The 16,489-nt window shown below is 70.5% G+C and carries 15 protein-coding genes and 1 tRNA gene; 4 read left to right on the forward strand and 12 right to left on the reverse strand.

The genetic code is table 11. From position 1 onward, the window contains the following. Window positions 1-45: 45 nt before the first annotated feature. The gene (locus ICC28_RS38670) at window positions 46-1,512 is read left to right on the forward strand and encodes a cellulose binding domain-containing protein (protein WP_188293550.1); all 1,467 of its coding nucleotides are present in this window, start codon (window positions 46-48) and stop codon (window positions 1,510-1,512) included. A gap of 90 nt (window positions 1,513-1,602) precedes the next feature. Here the strand turns inward: ICC28_RS38670 and ICC28_RS38675 are convergent, their stop codons facing one another. The 4 genes from ICC28_RS38675 to ICC28_RS38690 form a co-directional block, all read right to left on the reverse strand. Continuing rightward, window positions 1,603-3,039 (reverse strand): GH1 family beta-glucosidase, encoded by a 1,437-nt coding sequence (locus ICC28_RS38675; protein WP_188293551.1) that lies wholly within the window; start codon window positions 3,037-3,039, stop codon window positions 1,603-1,605. A 108-nt stretch (window positions 3,040-3,147) separates the two neighbouring features. After that, on the reverse strand, window positions 3,148-4,050 hold the full coding sequence (locus ICC28_RS38680) for a carbohydrate ABC transporter permease (protein ID WP_188293552.1): 903 nt from the start codon (window positions 4,048-4,050) through the stop codon (window positions 3,148-3,150). Between the two features lie 11 nt (window positions 4,051-4,061). Next, window positions 4,062-5,078, reverse strand: coding sequence for a carbohydrate ABC transporter permease (locus ICC28_RS38685; protein WP_188293553.1), 1,017 nt, complete (start codon window positions 5,076-5,078; stop codon window positions 4,062-4,064). 5 nt (window positions 5,079-5,083) lie between these two features. Further along, window positions 5,084-6,403, reverse strand: coding sequence for an ABC transporter substrate-binding protein (locus tag ICC28_RS38690; RefSeq protein ID WP_188293554.1), 1,320 nt, complete (start codon window positions 6,401-6,403; stop codon window positions 5,084-5,086). A gap of 356 nt (window positions 6,404-6,759) precedes the next feature. On the opposite strand from ICC28_RS38690, the gene ICC28_RS38695 reads away from it, so the two are divergent. Next, the gene (locus tag ICC28_RS38695) at window positions 6,760-7,815 is read left to right on the forward strand and encodes a LacI family DNA-binding transcriptional regulator (protein ID WP_188293555.1); all 1,056 of its coding nucleotides are present in this window, start codon (window positions 6,760-6,762) and stop codon (window positions 7,813-7,815) included. Between the two features lie 126 nt (window positions 7,816-7,941). Here the strand turns inward: ICC28_RS38695 and ICC28_RS38700 are convergent, their stop codons facing one another. The 5 genes from ICC28_RS38700 to ICC28_RS38720 all read right to left on the reverse strand — a co-directional run bounded on the left by ICC28_RS38700 (window position 7,942) and on the right by ICC28_RS38720 (window position 11,554). Continuing rightward, entirely contained in the window at window positions 7,942-8,472 is a 531-nt protein-coding gene (locus ICC28_RS38700) for a hypothetical protein (RefSeq protein ID WP_188293556.1), read from the reverse strand. 144 nt (window positions 8,473-8,616) lie between these two features. Further along, window positions 8,617-8,689, reverse strand: a tRNA-His gene (locus ICC28_RS38705). Between the two features lie 114 nt (window positions 8,690-8,803). Next, a complete protein-coding gene (orn, locus tag ICC28_RS38710) occupies window positions 8,804-9,406 on the reverse strand; it encodes an oligoribonuclease (RefSeq protein WP_188293557.1) in 603 nt (200 codons plus the stop codon). Window positions 9,407-9,628: 222 nt separating this feature from the next. After that, window positions 9,629-10,867, reverse strand: a complete 1,239-nt coding sequence (locus ICC28_RS38715) for a helix-turn-helix domain-containing protein (protein WP_188293558.1) — start codon at window positions 10,865-10,867, stop codon at window positions 9,629-9,631. 378 nt (window positions 10,868-11,245) lie between these two features. Then, window positions 11,246-11,554: a hypothetical protein gene (locus tag ICC28_RS38720; protein ID WP_188293559.1), complete on the reverse strand. Its 309-nt coding sequence runs from the start codon at window positions 11,552-11,554 to the stop codon at window positions 11,246-11,248. Window positions 11,555-11,923: 369 nt separating this feature from the next. Here ICC28_RS38720 and ICC28_RS38725 point away from each other — a divergent pair, with 369 nt between their 5' ends. Both ICC28_RS38725 and ICC28_RS38730 read left to right on the forward strand, forming a co-directional pair. After that, window positions 11,924-12,451: a universal stress protein gene (locus ICC28_RS38725; RefSeq protein WP_188293560.1), complete on the forward strand. Its 528-nt coding sequence runs from the start codon at window positions 11,924-11,926 to the stop codon at window positions 12,449-12,451. A 150-nt stretch (window positions 12,452-12,601) separates the two neighbouring features. After that, window positions 12,602-13,162 carry a GPR1/FUN34/YaaH family transporter gene (locus tag ICC28_RS38730; RefSeq protein ID WP_188293561.1) on the forward strand — a complete coding sequence of 187 codons (561 nt, stop codon included), beginning with the start codon at window positions 12,602-12,604 and terminating at the stop codon, window positions 13,160-13,162. Between the two features lie 173 nt (window positions 13,163-13,335). On the opposite strand, the gene glmS is transcribed toward ICC28_RS38730, so the two are convergent. The 3 genes from glmS to ICC28_RS38745 all read right to left on the reverse strand — a co-directional run bounded on the left by glmS (window position 13,336) and on the right by ICC28_RS38745 (window position 16,415). Continuing rightward, window positions 13,336-15,153 carry a glutamine--fructose-6-phosphate transaminase (isomerizing) gene (gene glmS, locus ICC28_RS38735; RefSeq protein ID WP_188293562.1) on the reverse strand — a complete coding sequence of 606 codons (1,818 nt, stop codon included), beginning with the start codon at window positions 15,151-15,153 and terminating at the stop codon, window positions 13,336-13,338. A gap of 44 nt (window positions 15,154-15,197) precedes the next feature. Continuing rightward, entirely contained in the window at window positions 15,198-15,455 is a 258-nt protein-coding gene (locus ICC28_RS38740) for a hypothetical protein (protein WP_188293598.1), read from the reverse strand. Window positions 15,456-15,530: 75 nt separating this feature from the next. Next, the gene (locus ICC28_RS38745; RefSeq protein ID WP_188293563.1) at window positions 15,531-16,415 is read right to left on the reverse strand and encodes a DUF4429 domain-containing protein; all 885 of its coding nucleotides are present in this window, start codon (window positions 16,413-16,415) and stop codon (window positions 15,531-15,533) included. Window positions 16,416-16,489: the final 74 nt, after the last annotated feature.

Raw genomic sequence — 16,489 nt, forward strand, 5'->3', positions numbered from 1 at the left:
GAGCTGCCGCACCCACCCCCCGTGAGCAGCGAAAGCAGGCAGGCGATGAGCACGCACCGGCGCGGAATCAGCGGCAGGAACAAGGCGATGGGCGGCCTCGTCGCCGCGGCCGTGGTGGGTGGCGGCGCCGTCTTCCTCACCGGCACCGCGCAGGCGGCCGGCGTGGGCGCCGCCTACACGAGGACCAGCGACTGGTCCACCGGGTACACCGCGCAGTACGTCGTCACCAACAACAGCGGCGCGGCGAAGACGGACTGGACCCTGGAGTTCGACCTGCCCCCGGGCACGAAGCTGAGCTCGCTGTGGAACGCCGAGTCGAGCGTCAGCGGCGCGCACGTCACCGTGAAGCCGGCGGCCTGGGACAAGGACGGTCTGGCGGCCGGCGAGTCGGTCACCGTCGGCTTCGTCGTCAACGGCACCGGCGACCCGACGGGCTGCCTCATCGACGACGCGAAGTGCTCCGCGGACGACAGCGCCACCCCGCATCCGACCGGCCGCCCGACGGAGACGGCGACCCCGACCCCCACACCGACCCCCACCCCGACGGCCGAGCCGACCCAGACCCCCACGCCCACCCCCACCGCCTCCCCCTCGGAGAGCACCGGCAGCGGCACCCCGGCGAACGCCGGCTTCGCCCCCTACGTCGACACCTCCCTCTACCCGGCCTTCGACCTGCTCGCCACCGCCGCGGCCACCGGCGTCAAGCACTACAACCTCGCCTTCGTCACCGACGGCGGCGGCTGCACACCCAAGTGGGGCGGCGTCACCGACCTCGGGAGCGACGCCGTGGCCGGACAGATCGGCGCCCTGCGCGCCAAGGGCGGCGACGTCCGGGTCTCCTTCGGCGGCGCGGCCGGCAGCGAACTCGCGACGACCTGCGCCTCGGCGGACGCGCTGGCCACGGCGTACGGCAAGGTCGTGGACGCCTACGACCTCACCAAGGTCGACTTCGACGTCGAGGGCGGCGCCCTGCCCGACGCCGCGGCCAACACTCGCCGCGCCCAGGCCATCACCAAGCTCCAGAAGCAGCACCCCGGCCTGGACGTCTCCTTCACCCTCCCGGTGATGCCGGAGGGCCTGACCCAGGCCGGCGTGGACCTGCTGGCCGACGCGGCGAAGAACGGCGTCGACATCTCTGCCGTCAACATCATGGCGATGGACTACGGCCCGGCGTACAGCGGCGACATGGGCACCTACGCCGAGCAGGCCGCCACCGCGACGCAGGCCCAGATCAAGGGCGTCCTCGGGCTGAGCGACAGCGCCGCCTGGAAGGCCGTCGCCGTCACTCCGATGATCGGCGTCAACGACGTGCCCACCGAGATCTTCAAGGTCGACGACGCCGCCCAACTGGTGGACTTCGCCAGGTCCAAGGGGATCGGCTGGCTGTCGATGTGGTCCGCCACCCGCGACAAGCAGTGCCCGGGCGGCGCCAAGAACCACGCCGACGCCACCTGCAGCTCGATCGTCCAGGAGACCAACGCCTTCACGAAGGCATTCGCGGCCTACAAGTAGGTGCGCCGGTAACCGCCACGACAAGACCAGGGCGCGGCACCCCCCTCGGGTGCCGCGCCCGTCCCCCGTTTCCGGATGGTCTTCACTGCTCTAGAGGGTCTCCACCGCCGGCAGCGTCCCCGAGCGGGCCGCCTGGCCGTACCACAGGGCGCTCGACTTGGGGGTGCGCTCCAGCGTCCCGTAGTCGACGTAGACCGCGCCGAAGCGCTTCTCGTAGCCGTAGGCCCACTCGAAGTTGTCCATCAGGGACCACAGGTAGTAGCCGCGGACGTCCGCGCCGTCCTCTATGGCCCGGCGGACCGCCGCGAGGTGGCCGTGCAGATAGGCGATCCGCTCGGGGTCGTGGACCCGGCCGTCCGGGTCGGGCTTGTCGTCGTAGGCCGCGCCGTTCTCGGTGATGTACAGGGGCAGGCCCGGCGCCTCCCGGGTGTACCGCATGATCAGCTCGTGCAGGCCGGTCGGGTCGATCGTCCAGCCCATCTCCGTGCGCTCGCCCGGCGTCTGGTGGAACGCCACGTCGTCCGCGCCCGGCCAGGGGGAGTGGGCGCCCGCCCCGTGGCCGTCCGCGCGCGGGCCGGCCGGCTCCGAGGTCGCCGCCGAAACCAGCGTCGGCGTGTAGTAGTTGAGGCCCAGCGCGTCGAGCGGTTGGTGGATCGTGGCCAGGTCGCCGTCCTGGACGAAGGACCAGTCCGTGACCGAGGAGGTCGCCGCGAGCAGCGTCTCCGGGTAGGCGCCGTGCAGCAGCGGGCCGTGGAAGACGCCGTTGGCCAGGTCGTCGATGCGCTGCCGCGCCGCCAGGTCCGCCGGGTCCTCGGACGCCGGCCTGACCACCGAGGGGTTGAGGCTGATGGCCACCGAGTTGCGGGCCGGCATCACCGAGCGCAGGGCCGAAGCGCCCAGCCCGTGCGCCAGGTTGAGGTGGTGGGCGGCGCGCAGGGAGGCCGCCGGGTCCGTACGGCCGGGCGCGTGGACGCCCGCGGCGTAGCCCAGGAAGGCGCTGCACCAGGGCTCGTTGAGGGTGATCCACTGCTCCACGCGGTCGCCGAGCGCCTCGCCGACGATCTGCGCGTACTCGGCGAACCGGTAGGCGGTGTCCCGCTCCGGCCAGCCGCCCGCGTCCTCCAGCTCCTGCGGCAGGTCCCAGTGGTAGAGGGTGATCGCGGGCTTGATGCCGTGCGAGAGCAGCTCGTCCACCAGATTGCGGTAGAAGTCCAGGCCCCGCTGGACCGCGGGCCCGCGCCCGGTCGGCTGCACCCGGGACCAGGAGATCGAGAAGCGGTACGCGGTCAGCCCGAGGTCGGCCATGAGCGCCACGTCGTCGCGGAAGCGGTGGTAGTGGTCGACAGCGATGTCACCGGTGTCGCCGCCGGCCGTCTTGCCGGGGGTATGGCTGAAGGTGTCCCAGATCGAGGGCGTACGGCCGTCCTCCCGCACCGCTCCCTCGATCTGGTACGCGGAGGTCGCCGCGCCCCAGAGGAAGGCGGGAGGAAAGGTCACCGGGTTCACCGGCTGTGCGGACTCAGGCATGGAAGCGCTCCCATAGGGGGTCGTGAAGACCGACGGGTTGGGGGGAATGGAGGAAGAAACAGGGGCCGGAGCGGCGGTGACCCGGCCCCCTGAGACGAATGCGGGGCATCAGCCCTTGACGGCGCCCTGCATGATGCCGCCCACGATCTGCTTGCCGAAGATCGCGAAGACGAGCAGCAGCGGCAGCGTGCCGAGCAGCGCGCCGGCCATGATCAGGGACTGGTCGGGCGTGTAGCCGCGGCCCAGTCCCGCGACCGCCACCTGGACGGTCGGATTGCCGGTCTGGGTGAGCACCAGGAACGGCCACAGGAAGTCGTTCCAGGTCTGCACGAACATCAGCATGCCCAGCACGGCCATCGCGGGGCGGGCCGCCGGGAACACCACGTGCCACACCACGCGCCAACTGCTCGCGCCGTCCACCCGGGCCGCCTCGATGATCTCGTCCGGCAGGGCCTGGAGCAGGTACTGCCGCATGAAGAACACACCGAACGCGCTCACCAGCGACGGGAAGATCACCGCCTGCAACTGGTCGGTCCAGTCCAGCTTGGCGACCATCATGTACAGCGGGATGATGCTGAGCTGCGGCGGCACCATCATCGTGCCGATCACGATCAGCATCATGGCGTTGCGGCCCTTGAAGCGCAGTTTGGCGAAGGCGAACCCGGCGACCGTCGACAGCACGACGATCGTCACCGCGGAAATGCCCGCCACGATCGTGGTGTTGAGGAAGGCCTCGCCCAGGTTGGCGTCCTTCCAGGCGATTTCGAGCTTGTCGAACAGGCCGGAGCCGAACCAGAGCGGCGGCGGGTTCTCCGCCAGCCGCTGGTTGTCGCGCGAGGCGGCGATCGCCGTCCACACCAGTGGGAACAGCGAGCCGATGGTGAACAGCGCGAGGATGATGTACGCGATCGGCCCGGCGTGCATCTGCCCGCCGGCCCGAGCCGACTTGGGCCGCCGCACGCGCGGCCGCTTGTCCTCGGGGGAGTCGGGTTTCGTCAGGGTCGTCGTCACGGCCGGGTCTCCTAACTACTGGCGCGCAGCCGGCGCGAGATGACGTAGTTGACGATCCCGATCACGATGAGGATCAGGAACATCGTCCAGGCGATCGCGGAGGCGCGGCCCAGGTGCTGGTTGACCCAGCCCTGCTCGTACAGATACAGGCCGAGCGTCTGGAACTGGTGCTCGGGGCCGCCGGAGGCGCCCTTGTTCGCGTCGAACAGCAGCGGCTCGCCGAACAGCTGGGAGGCGCCGATGGTCGACACGACGACCGTGAACAGGATCGTCGGGCGCAGCGAGGGCAGCGTGACATGGAAGAACTGCTGCCAGCGGCTGGCTCCGTCGAGCGCCGCCGACTCGTACAGATCCTGCGGGATCGCCTGCATCGCGGCCAGGTAGATCAGCGCGTTGTAGCCGGTCCAGCGCCAGATGACGATCGTGGACACGGCGATCTGCGAGGCCCATGTGTCGTTCTGCCAGTCGACGCTGTCGATGCCGACGGTCCCCAGCGCCCAGTTGATCATGCCGTAGTCGCGGCCGAAGAGCAGCACGAAGACCAGCGAGGCGGCGGCGATCGAGGTCGCGTACGGGGCCAGCATGACGACCCGGTAGAAGGTCGACGCGCGCAGCTTGTAGTTGAGGATGTGGGCGATGCCCATCGCCATCAGCAGCTGCGGAACGGTCGAGATGATGCCGATCGTCAGCGTGTTCTGCGCGGCGTTCCAGTAGAAGTCGTCGTCGAAGATCCGCGTGTAGTTGCGCAGGCCCACCCACTTCATGTCGGTGGGTGCGGTGAGCTCCACCTGGTGCAGCGAGGCCCAGCCCGTGTAGATGAGCGGGAACAGGCCGAAGGCCAGGAAGAGCAGGAAGAACGGCGAGACGAAGGCGTACGGGCTCCAGCGCACGTCCCGCTGCCAGCGGCGGGACAGCCGGGACCGGCGCCGCCGCTCCTGCTCGGTGACCGGGCCCTCGCCGGAGGAGCGGCCCGGGGCCGCGCCCCCCTTTGCGGGGGACGCGGCGGCGGTGTCGTGCCCAGTGGTCATACGGGTCACTGATCCAGGGCGTTGTCGATGGTCTTCACGGCGTTGTCCCAGGCCTGCTCGGCGGACTTGCCCTGGGCGACCAGGACCACACCGTTGTCGGTGAGACCCTGCTGGATGATCTGGTCCTTCGGGCCGATCGTCTGGACCGGGATGTTCGCGGCGGCCTCGGCGAAGATCTCGCCGATCGGCGCGTCACCGGTCATGTCGTTCTTGGCGCTGGTCACCTCGGTCGACTCGTAGGCCGCCGGGGTGCTCGGGAAGCTGCCCTGCACACCGAAGAGCTTGGCCTGCTGCTCGGGGGCGGTCAGCCAGGCGGCCAGCTTCGCGGCCTCCTCCGCGTTCTTGCCGGACTTGGGCACGGTCAGGAAGGAGCCGCCCCAGTTGCCGGACCTGGGCGCCTGGGCGACGTCCCACTTGCCGGCCGCCTCGGGCTTCGACTTGCCCTTGATGTAGCCGAGCATCCACGGCGGGCAGGACATCGCGGCGAACTTGCCGTTGGCGATCGTGGTGTCCCAGGCGGGCTGGAACTGCGTCTGGTTGCCGACCAGTCCGGCCTCGGCCGCCTCGGCGGTGAGGTCGAACGCGGCCTTCACGGCCGGGTTGGTCTTGTAGATGACCTCGCCGGAGGAGTCGTAGAAGCGCTCCTCCTCACTGCTGAGGATGGCCTGGAGCAGGCCGCCGGGGGAGTCCAGGAAGGTGGTGCTGTCGCCCGCCTTCTTCTGGTAGTCCTTGCCGACCTCGACGAGCTTGTCCCAACTGCCGGCCCACAGCTTGCCGACTTCCTCGCGGTCGGTGGGCAGGCCGGCCTTCTGGAAGAGGTCCTTGCGGTAGCAGATGGCCATCGGGCCGACGTCGGTGCCGACGCCGATCGTCTGGCCGTCCTCAGTGGTGGCCTGCTCCCACTTCCACTCCAGGTAGTCGCTCTTCTTGCCGTACTTCGACAGGTCGAGCAGCTTGTCGGACTGGGTCTGGACGATCTCGGCGATGTTGCCGACCTCGACCATCTGGATGTCCTGGAGTCCGCTGTTGGTGGTGAGGTGGTTCAGCAGCGCCGGGTAGTAGTTCTCGTTGCGCTCGACGACGGTCTGCTGGATGTCGATGTCCGGGTTGAGCTTCTCGTACTCCTTGTACAGACCGGCCTCCTCGAAACCGGCGGTGCCGAACAGACCGAGCGTGATCTTGGTCTTGCCGCCGCCGCTCCCCGACGACGAGTCGTTGTCGTCGCCGTTGCCGTCGTCGGCACAGCCGGCCAGCAGCCCGGTGCCCAGCGACGCCACCGCCGCGAGGACAACCGCCTTGCGGCGGATTCGGGTACGTGCTCGCATGTCGTCCTCCTGTTGCCCTGACGTGCCGACCCCCCGGCCAACTGCAATGTTGGGCCCGTTAGTTCTCGCTGCGGCTCGGGCGGGGAACGTGCGGGATGTGTATGTGTCAGGTACCGTGGGAGCGCTCCCACAAGTGATGTGTTGAAGAGTCGTCGGTCCGGGCGGGGGTGTCAAGGGCACGGGAGCGGAGAGATGCGTTCAGTTATCGGGCTGTTAACTGCGACCCGGTGGGCGGCCGGGTCGCGCGGTCCGGTGGACCCGGTGTCGGGAGGGCGACTGCCGGGGGAAGGCCACAGTCCCGCACGGGACTGTTAAATTCCAGGCCAGCGACACGACGACGGCGAAAGGCGGAGCCCATGGCAAGCCACGGAGCGCGGGGCCGGAGCGGTGGGCGTCCCACCCTCGAAGAGGTCGCCGCGCGCGCCGGTGTCGGGCGGGGCACGGTCTCCCGGGTGATCAACGGCTCGCCCCGGGTCAGCGACGCCACCCGTGCCGCCGTGGAAGCCGCGGTCGCCGAACTCGGCTACGTCCCGAACACGGCCGCCCGCGCCCTGGCCGCCAACCGCACCGACGCGATCGCCCTGGTCGTCCCCGAGCCGGAGACCCGCTTCTTCTCGGAACCGTACTTCTCGGACATGCTCAAGGGCGTCGGCGCCGAACTCTCCGACACCGAGATGCAGTTGCTGTTGATCTTCGCGGGCAGCGACCGGGAGCGGCAGCGCCTGGCCCAGTACCTGGCCGCGCACCGCGTGGACGGCGTCCTGCTGGTCTCGGTGCACGCCGACGACCCGCTGCCCGACCTGCTGGCCCAACTGGAGATACCGGCCGTGATCAGTGGCCCGAGATCCGCCGCCGAGACCCTCACCTCGGTGGACTCCGACAACTACGGCGGCGCCCGCCAGGCCGTGGAGCACCTGCTCTCCCGCGGCCGCCGGGAGATAGCTCACATCACCGGCCGCCTGGACGTCTACGGCGCCCAGCGCCGCGTCGACGGCTACCGCGACGCCCTGCGCGACGCGGGCCACACCGTGGACGAGCGGCTGATCGAACCGGGCGACTTCACCGACGAGGGCGGCCGGCGCGCGATGACTGCCCTGCTGGAACGCCGCCCCGACCTCGACGCCGTCTTCGCCGGCTCGGACGTGATGGCCGCGGGCGCCCGTCAGGTGTTGCGCGAGCGGGGCGTGCGCATCCCCGAGGACGTGGCGCTGGTCGGCTACGACGACTCCGCCATCGCCCGCCACATGGACCCGCCCCTCACCAGCGTCCGCCAGCCCATCGAGGAGATGGGCCGCCGCATGATCGACCTGCTCCTGGAAGAGATCGCCGACCGCCGCCCCGCGGTCTCCCGCGGGCTGAGGCGACGCCAGATGGTGCTGGCCACGGAGCTGGCGGAGCGGGCCTCGTCCTGAGCCCGGGGTGTCGCCTCGGGGGGCGGGGTGATCGATCCGCGGCCGGAGCGGGATCGTCGCCCGCCGTGCCGCGGTGTTCGGGGGATGAAGCGACGCCGGGGCGTCCTGGCCACGGAGCCGGGGGCTTCAGCGGTGCCAGCCGCGGCGGGGGCCGCGGCTCGGGCGTTCGGTGTGGTGGGTGATGAGCCAGGCGGCGGTCAGGAGCACTGTGCCCGTCAGCCATACGAGGACGACCAGCCAGGTGCCGGTCGCGCTGGCGGGGTCGTTGGCCTCGCGGCACAGGTCGCCGACGCAGGTCTCGGTGTCGTTCTCGGCGGCGTCCAGGGCGACCACGAGCCACAGCAGCATCGCCAGGTTGAACGCGAGGACGAGCCACGTCAGCAGGCGCCACCGGTGAGTTCGTCGCGACCTCATGATGAGCCTCCCAGTCTTCCGGCCGGCCCATAAGGCGACGATACGCCCTGCCTGCGGTGATGGCCGCAGCCGCCAGCGGATCTCGCCGTCCTGCCGCTCGTCGGTCGGGGCCGACCCGGCGGCCCGCGCGACGGCCGCGGAGGCGGAGCGGCCGACGTGGACGTGGGCGATGACGGTGGGGGCGTCAGGCTGCTCGGCGAGCTGGGCGACGAGGGCGCGGGACGCCTCCGAGGGCCGGGCCACGGCCCTGCCAGGGCGCCGCGAGCCGACGACCCAGGAGGTCGAGGCACGGGGTGTGCAGGGAGGCGGTCATTCTCGGGAGCGTGCGCGGCGGCCCGCAACGCAATCAGCCGGTGACCTCCGAGAGGCCACCGGCTGATCGCTCAGGGTGAGTGACGGGACTCGAACCCGCGGCATCCTGGACCACAACCAGGTGCTCTACCAGCTGAGCTACACCCACCATGACCGGCTGTTCGCCTTGGGGCTTTCCGACCGGCCGAGAAAAAGTGTACAGGGTCCGAAGGGGTGCTCGCGCCCGCCTTTTGCGGGGCCCCGTTCCGGGCCCCGCGCGCGGCTACTGAGCAGGCAGAACGTACTTCGCGGCGATGCCCTTGGCGGTCTCGGAGTCCGGGCCGGGCTGGGGTACGAAGACGGCCTCGCGGTAGTACCGCAGTTCGGCGATCGACTCACGGATGTCGGCGAGCGCCCGGTGGTTGCCGTTCTTCTCGGGGCTGTTGAAGTACGCCCGCGGGTACCAGCGCCGGGCCAGCTCCTTGATGCTCGACACGTCCACGATCCGGTAGTGGAGGTAGTCCTCCAGCGTCGGCATGTCCCGCAGCAGGAAGCCGCGGTCGGTGCCGACGGAGTTGCCGCACAGCGGGGCCTTGCCCGGCTCCTTGACGTGCTCGCGGACATAGGCGAGGACCTGCGCCTCGGCGTCCGCCAGCGTCGTACCGCCGGCGAGTTCGTCGAGCAGTCCGGACGCGGTGTGCATCTGACGCACCACCTCCGGCATCGTCTCCAGGGCCGCGTCCGGCGGCCGGACGACGATGTCCACCCCCTCGCCGAGAATGTTCAGCTCGGAGTCGGTGACGAGGGCGGCCACCTCGATGAGCGCGTCGTCGGACAGCGAGAGGCCGGTCATCTCGCAGTCGATCCACACCATGCGATCGTTCATGCGACCACCCTACGGCTGACGTCGCGTTCTGTGGTGCCCGCGTCAGCAACGCCGCGAGGCCGGACGGGCTGGGACGCCGCGGGGCTGGGTGGGCTGGGACGCCGCGGCGCCGGGCGGGCTGGAGCGCCGCGGGGCTGGGTGGGCTGGAACGCCGCGGCGCCGGGCGGGCTGGAACGCCGCGAGGCCGGACGGGCTGGGACTGCCCGTCCGGCGTTCACGAGGTCACGCTCCGCTGCGCTGCCCCGGCAGGCTCGCGCGGCTTCCGGCGTACGCCTCACGGCCGTTGTCCGCGGCCGTGGCCAGGGACGAGGTGGCCGCGGGGCCGACGGCGTTCGCCGCCGCGGTGCGGCGGGTCTGCAGCGGGACGGGTCCGCCGCCCTCGGGGTGCAGCGTGGGCGTGGGTCCGGGCGCGGTGTCGACGTCCATCGGCGGCCTGTCGCCCTGCGGTCGGCGGGCCCGGTACGCCGCCCGGTACGCGGCCGGCGACGAGCCCAGCTGGCGGCGGAAGTGCCCGCGCAGCGCCACCGGCGAACGGAAGCCGCAGCGGCCCGCGACCTCGTCCACCGAGTAGTCCGACGTCTCCAGCAGGCGCTGTGCCTGGAGCACCCGCTGCGTGATCAGCCACTGAAGAGGGGCCGAACCCGTCAGCGAGCGGAAGCGGCGGTCGAAGGTGCGTCGGCTCATGTACGCCCTCGCCGCGAGCGTCTCCACGTCGAACTGCTCGTGGAGGTGCTCCAGCGCCCAGGCGACGACCTCGGCGAGCGGGTCGGCGCCGATCTCCTCCGGTAAAGACCGATCGAGGTAGCGCTCCTGGCCGCCCGACCGGCGCGGCGGGACCACCAGGCGGCGCGCCAGGGCGCCGGCCGCCTCGTTGCCGTGGTCCGTCCGCACGATGTGGAGACAGAGGTCGATGCCCGCGGCCGTTCCCGCGGACGTCAGGACGTCGCCGTCGTCCACGAAGAGTTCTCGCGGATCCACGTGCACCGACGGATAGCGCTTGGCCAGCGTCGGCGCGTACATCCAGTGTGTCGTCGCGGGGCGGCCGTCCAGCAGGCCCGCCGCGGCGAGGACGAAGGCGCCGGTGCACAGCCCGACGATGCGGGCGCCTTCCTCGTGCGCCCGGCGCAGTGCGTCGAGCGCTTCCTCGGGCGGTGGCGAGGTGATCGAGCGCCAGGCCGGCACGACGACCGTGCCCGCGCGCGAGATCGCCTCCAGGCCATGTGGTGCGGAGAGTTCCAGGCCCCCTGTGGTCCGCAGCGGGCCTTCCTCGCCGCCGCACACCAACAGGCGGTAGCGCGGCACGCCGGCGTCCTGGCGGTCGATACCGAACACCGACAGCGGTATGGAACTCTCGAAGATGGGACCGCCGCTGAACAGCAGCACCGCGACGATCTCCTTGCGGCGTCGCCCGGAAAGCTTCCGGGCCGCGGCTTCCGGCGCGGCAGTGGAGTCGTGGCTCATACTGCTAAGCCCCCCTCGGTGGTCGCGGCTCCTCGGTTGTGTCGCTCCTGCACGTTTCCCCTCGGTCCTGCACGAGTCCCCCGCCGTAAGACAGTCAAGATCGAATCTACTGTGTCCCGTGGTGCCGAGGTGACCAGTTCAGCACCCGGCACATTGTCGACTTGGCAACTTGGCGTAAAGCATTCGATCACGAAGCGTTGCATCCGGGGAGTGCGCAGGGAAGTGCGCCTTGTGGCAGTGGCCAATCCACATAGGGTGCGCGGGGCCCCGTACCCCCTTTCCGTGCAGGTGGAACGGGGGTTGGGGGGTGGTTCGGCCGAGGGATGCGCGATGGCCGGAAGTTGGCTGAAAAGATTCGCCCGAGGGCATGGAAACCGGTCAGCCGCCCGGTGTATTTCCTCCGGAGTGGCGTCCGGCCCGGTGCGAGCCCGCCCCGGCCCTGTGGTGGCGGCCCCGATGGGGCGGGCGGGACGCGTGTTCCTCGGCGAGCAGCCGGGCCGCGCCGCGCTCGGACTGGCGCAGCAGGAACCGGCATACGGCGGTGACGGCGGCGAGCCCCAGGGCGGTGCCGGTGGCGCCGGCCAGGGAGGTGCCGTACCAGAGGAGGACGACGGGGACGAGGACGCAGCTGAAGGCCGCCCAGCGGACCACGTCGGTGGTGGTGTCCTGGGGCTGCTGTCCGGACATGGCGTGCTCCCGTGGTCGGCGGCTCACCGGGTTCAACGCGTGTTCGACCGGTCGGTCACTGTGCCGCCGGGCCCGTCCCCCGCGGGGAGTGCGGGCCGTCTCCCGTGGGAGCGCCGGCCGCCTTCCGTGGGCATACCGCGCCCCCGGTATGTGAATCCCGTGCAAACCGCCTGTACAGCACAGCAACCATTGCGTTACGGGCGCCCCTCGTGCATGCTCCCTGGAACCCCCGCAGAGCGTTTGCGGGATCTGGGCTAAGGAGGCGTGCCGCCGTACCCTTGGGGGTATGGGGTTGGGAAGATGATTCCCGGACACAGCTCCGCCGAACCCTGTCGTCCCCCACACAAGGATCACAACGCCGAGACAGCCATGGCCGGTCACGAATTCTTCGAACCCGCGGACCGCAAGCGGCCCGTCGCCGATCCCACGGCGGCCGAGCCCCTGGCGGCGGAAGAACCACGCCGTTCCTGCGATCCCGCCTTCAAGCACGGTGTCGTCGTCGGCTTCGACGGCTCCACCTCCAGTGAGCGCGCCCTCGCGTACGCCATCGGCATGGCGCACCGCTCCGGCTCGGGCCTGATCATCGTGCATGTCGCCAACCGGCTGCCCACCACGGTGTGGGCGGGCTGCGAGCCGCCGGTCTTCGTGGACGTGCCGGATCACCGCACCGAGGTGCTGGGCCTTGAGCTCGCCTGTGCGGAGTACCTCTCCGAGGTGCCGTGGATCCTCGTCGAGCGCGGCGGCGACATCTGCCACGAGCTGGAGGAGGTCGGGCGGGAGTACGAAGCGGACGCGATCGTCGTCGGCTCGACCCACGGCATCGTCGGCCGCATCTTCGGCTCCGTCGCCGGACGGCTCGCCAAGCGGGCGCAGCGGCCCGTCGTTGTCATTCCGTAACTCACCGTTCTCCCTGGTGAGATGCGGCGTGGGTACCCACCGTCCCCTGTGTGCAGCGCATAAATCTACTCGCGCGTAGAGGTGTTTGTGCTCTTGTGAAGGGCATATATCGCTCACCGCACGACTGCACATGCAAGAAGGGAGCCCGCCGTGGACAACGACGTCTCTGCGGGAAGCGGAATCACCACCGTGGTCGGCCGACTCGCCCTGGGTGTCACCCTGTTGGCCTTCGGGCTGGGGCACACCGAAGTGATCAACGGGGTCACGGCCGCTGACGCCGTATCAATCGCACAGTACGTGGGCGGAGTTGCCCTCTTCGTCGCCGGCCTGATGGCCTTCAGTGACCGCGACAACGCCTCCGGTACGGCCTTCACGGCGCTCGGTGCGCTGTGGTTCACGTGGGCCGTGGCGCCGGAAGTCTCCGCCAACGCGGCCGGGTTGTTCCTGCTGCTGTTCGCCCTCGTGGCGCTGTCCCTGACGCTCGCCGGTGGCGACCAGCTCGGTCAGGGCGCGTACGGGTTGTTCTTCGTCTCCCTTCTCCTGTTGTCCATCGCGATGTTCGCCGGGAACGACGGGCTCGCGAAGGTCGGGGGCTGGTTCGCCGTCGCCGCGGGTGCGGTTGCCTGGTATGCGGCGACCGCGGCGTTGGCCCACTGGCCTACTTCGGTTCCGCGTCGTGCTGCCGGCCGGGGAGTGACGGCCACCGGTTAGCTGCGCGGGCCGGGGGGTTGGGCGGCTCCCCGGCGCATGGAGACGGCCCCCCGTGACTGGTGGCATCACGTGGGGGCCGTTCTCGTTGTGTGGCCTCTGCGGGGGCGTGGGGGCTTGTCGCGCCCTCGCGGCGGAGCCGCAGATCGATACAGCCCCGCGCCCCTGAAAGCCTGCTACTCGACCGTTACCGACTTGGCGAGGTTCCTCGGCTTGTCGATGTCCCGGCCCAGGGCCAACGCCGTGTGGTACGCGAGGAGTTGCAGCGGGATGCCCATCAGGATCGGGTCCAGCTCGTCCTCGTTCTTCGGCACGACGATCGTCTGGTCGGCCTTCTCCTGGGGCTGGTGGGCCACGGCGAGGATCTTGCCGCTGCGGGCCTTGATCTCCTCCATGGCGGCGCGGTTCTTCTCCAGGAGGTCGTCGTCGGGAACGATCGCGACCGTCGGGAGCGCGGGCTCGATGAGGGCCAGCGGGCCGTGCTTCAGCTCCGAGGCGGGGTAGGCCTCCGCGTGGATGTAGGAGACCTCCTTGAGCTTCAGCGAGGCCTCACGGGCCACCGGGTAGCCCCGGACACGGCCGATGAAGAGCATCGAGCGGGCGTCGGCGTAGGCCTTGGCCAGCTTCTCGATCTCGGCCTCCTGCTCCATGATCTCGGCGATCTGGGCGGGGAGCCTGCGCAGGCCCTCGATGATGCGCTTGCCGTCGCGGACCGAGAGGTCGCGGGTGCGGCCGAGGTGCAGGGCGAGGAGGGCGAAGGCGACCGTGGTGTTGGTGAAGCACTTGGTGGAGACCACGCAGACCTCGGGGCCCGCGTGCACGTAGATGCCGCCGTCCGCCTCGCGGGCGATCGCCGAGCCGACGACGTTCACGATGCCCAGGACCCGCGCGCCCTTGCGCTTCAGCTCCTGTACGGCCGCGAGGACGTCATAGGTCTCGCCGGACTGGGAGACCGCGATGTAGAGGGTGTCGGGGTCCACGACCGCGTTGCGGTAGCGGAACTCCGAGGCCGGCTCGGCGTCCGCGGGGATGCGGGCCAGCTCCTCGATCATCTGGGCGCCGATCATGCCCGCGTGGTACGAGGTGCCGCAGCCGAGGATCTTCACGCGGCGGATCCGGCGCGCCTCGCGGGCGTCCAGGTTCAGGCCGCCGAGGTGCACGGTGGAGAAGCGGTCGTCGATCCGGCCGCGCAGGACGCGGTCCACGGCCTCGGCCTGCTCGTGGATCTCCTTGTGCATGTAGGTGTCGTGGCCGCCCATGTCGTAGGAGGCGGCCTCCCACTCCACGGTGGTGGGCTCCGCCGTCGTACGGGTGCCCTCGGTCGTGTACGTGCGGAAGTCGTCGGCCTTCAGCGTGGCCATCTCGCCGTCGTCCAGCGTCACTATCTGCCGCGTGTGGGTCACCAGCGCGGCGATGTCCGAGGCGACGAACATCTCCTTCTCGCCGATGCCGAGGACGACCGGGGAGCCGTTGCGGGCGACGACGATGCGGTCGCCGAAGTCGGCGTGCATCACGGCGATGCCGTAGGTGCCCTCGATGACCCGCAGGGTCTCGCGGACCTTGTCCTCCAGCTTGGGCGCCTGGGAGCGGGCGATGAGGTGGACGAGGACCTCGGTGTCGGTCTCGGAGAGGAACTCGACACCGTCCGCCTCCAGCTTGCGGCGCAGGTCGGAGGCGTTGTCGATGATGCCGTTGTGGACGACGGCGACCTTGCCCTCGGCGTCCAGGTGCGGGTGGGCGTTGACGTCGGACGGGGCGCCGTGGGTGGCCCAGCGGGTGTGGGCGATGCCGGTGGTGCCCTTGAAGCGCGCCGGGACCTTGGCCTCCAGGTCGCGGACCCGGCCCTTGGCCTTGACCATCTTCAGGGTCGGCGTCTTCGGGGAGGAGACGACGACGCCCGCCGAGTCGTAGCCGCGGTACTCCAGGCGCTGGAGGCCTTCGAGCAGCAGCGGGGCCACGTCACGCTTGCCGATGTATCCGACGATTCCGCACATACAGGGGTATTCCGTTTCTCGGCCGTACGAGTCGCCCGTACGACTCAGCCGTAGACGATCCGGCGCAGCTGCCGGAGTGTGAGTTCCGGCGGTGCCACCGCCCGGTATTTCAGGTCCGCCGCGATCCGTTCGAAGATCGTCGCGTTCACCAGGCCCTGGGCCTGGAGCTCGCGGTGGCGGCGACGGACGAACTGCTCGGTCGTCTCGTCGAAGTAGGCGAGCACGTCCTGGACCACCCGCAGCGCCTCGCCCCGGCTCAGGGGCGTGGACCGCGTCAGATGATCAACGAGTTCGTCGTGCACCCGGTAGATCCTGGGGTACGGGCGATGCTTTCGCAAGAATCCTGCCCGATTCCGGGCAGGTCGTGTCCGATAGGTTCACATACGTTTGAGTATTGCCTGTTTGGCGAGGGTGAACTCCTCGTCCGTCAGCACCCCCGTCCGATGCAGCTCGCCGAGTTCCCGCAGTCGGCGCAGCAGGGCGTCGTGGTCGTCCTCGGAGGCGGGCGGCAGCGCGCGGGCGTCCGCCGGGTCCTGCGGTCGTCCGTCCGTGGCGGCGGCCGCGGACGGATGCGGCAGGCGGGCCTGGACGGCCGCCGCGACCAGGGCCATCAGCGGGTCCTTCTTGAAGCCCCACAGCTCCACGGCGTTGGGGTCGTACTTCGGCGGCGCCTTGGTCGGGGCGTTGCGCACGGTGAAGCGGAGGTGGCCGTTCTCCAGGCCGGCCGCCGGATGCCACTCCACGGCGAGGATGTCGGGCAGGCGCAGGCTGCGCGAGCCCGCGGCGGCCTTGGCGTCCTCCGTCTTCCAGTTCCACTCCAGCCGCACGCGCTCGCCGTCGAAGCTCGCGGTGCCGTCACCGGCGGAGACGGAGAGCGGCACGGACGGGCCGGGGAGAAGGTACGAGGTGACCGGGTCGGCCGGGACCCGGTCCAGGAGCAGGGCGTTGCGGACCTCGTCCGTGAAGTACTCGGCGACGCCGTAGCGGTCGGACTCCACGAGGAGTTGGTAGGGGTCGTGGGGCTCGGTGAGGCGGCCGCCGGTGGCGTGCAGCAGCGGATCGGCGCCGTCGCGCAGCCGCAGTCTGAGCCGCCCGGTCTTCTTGCCCTGTTCGAACGAGACACCCGCCAACGCCCCCAGAGGTACGACGAGTTCACCGAGCGCCTTGCGCAGGAGGCTGACGTTCTTGTCCCTTCCCGGTGTCAGCCGCAGGGCGTCCCCGTCGAAGGCCCAAGTGCCGTCCTTCTGGATGATTTCCGCCATGGGGCGATTGTTTCACCGGTCTTGGCGGAGAGCGGTCCGTGCCGTGCGGACGGGCACCCCGGGGGACCGTACCC

The sequence above is a fragment of the Streptomyces sp. TRM68416 genome, from assembly GCF_014596915.1.
Classification (GTDB): Bacteria; Actinomycetota; Actinomycetes; order Streptomycetales; family Streptomycetaceae; genus Streptomyces.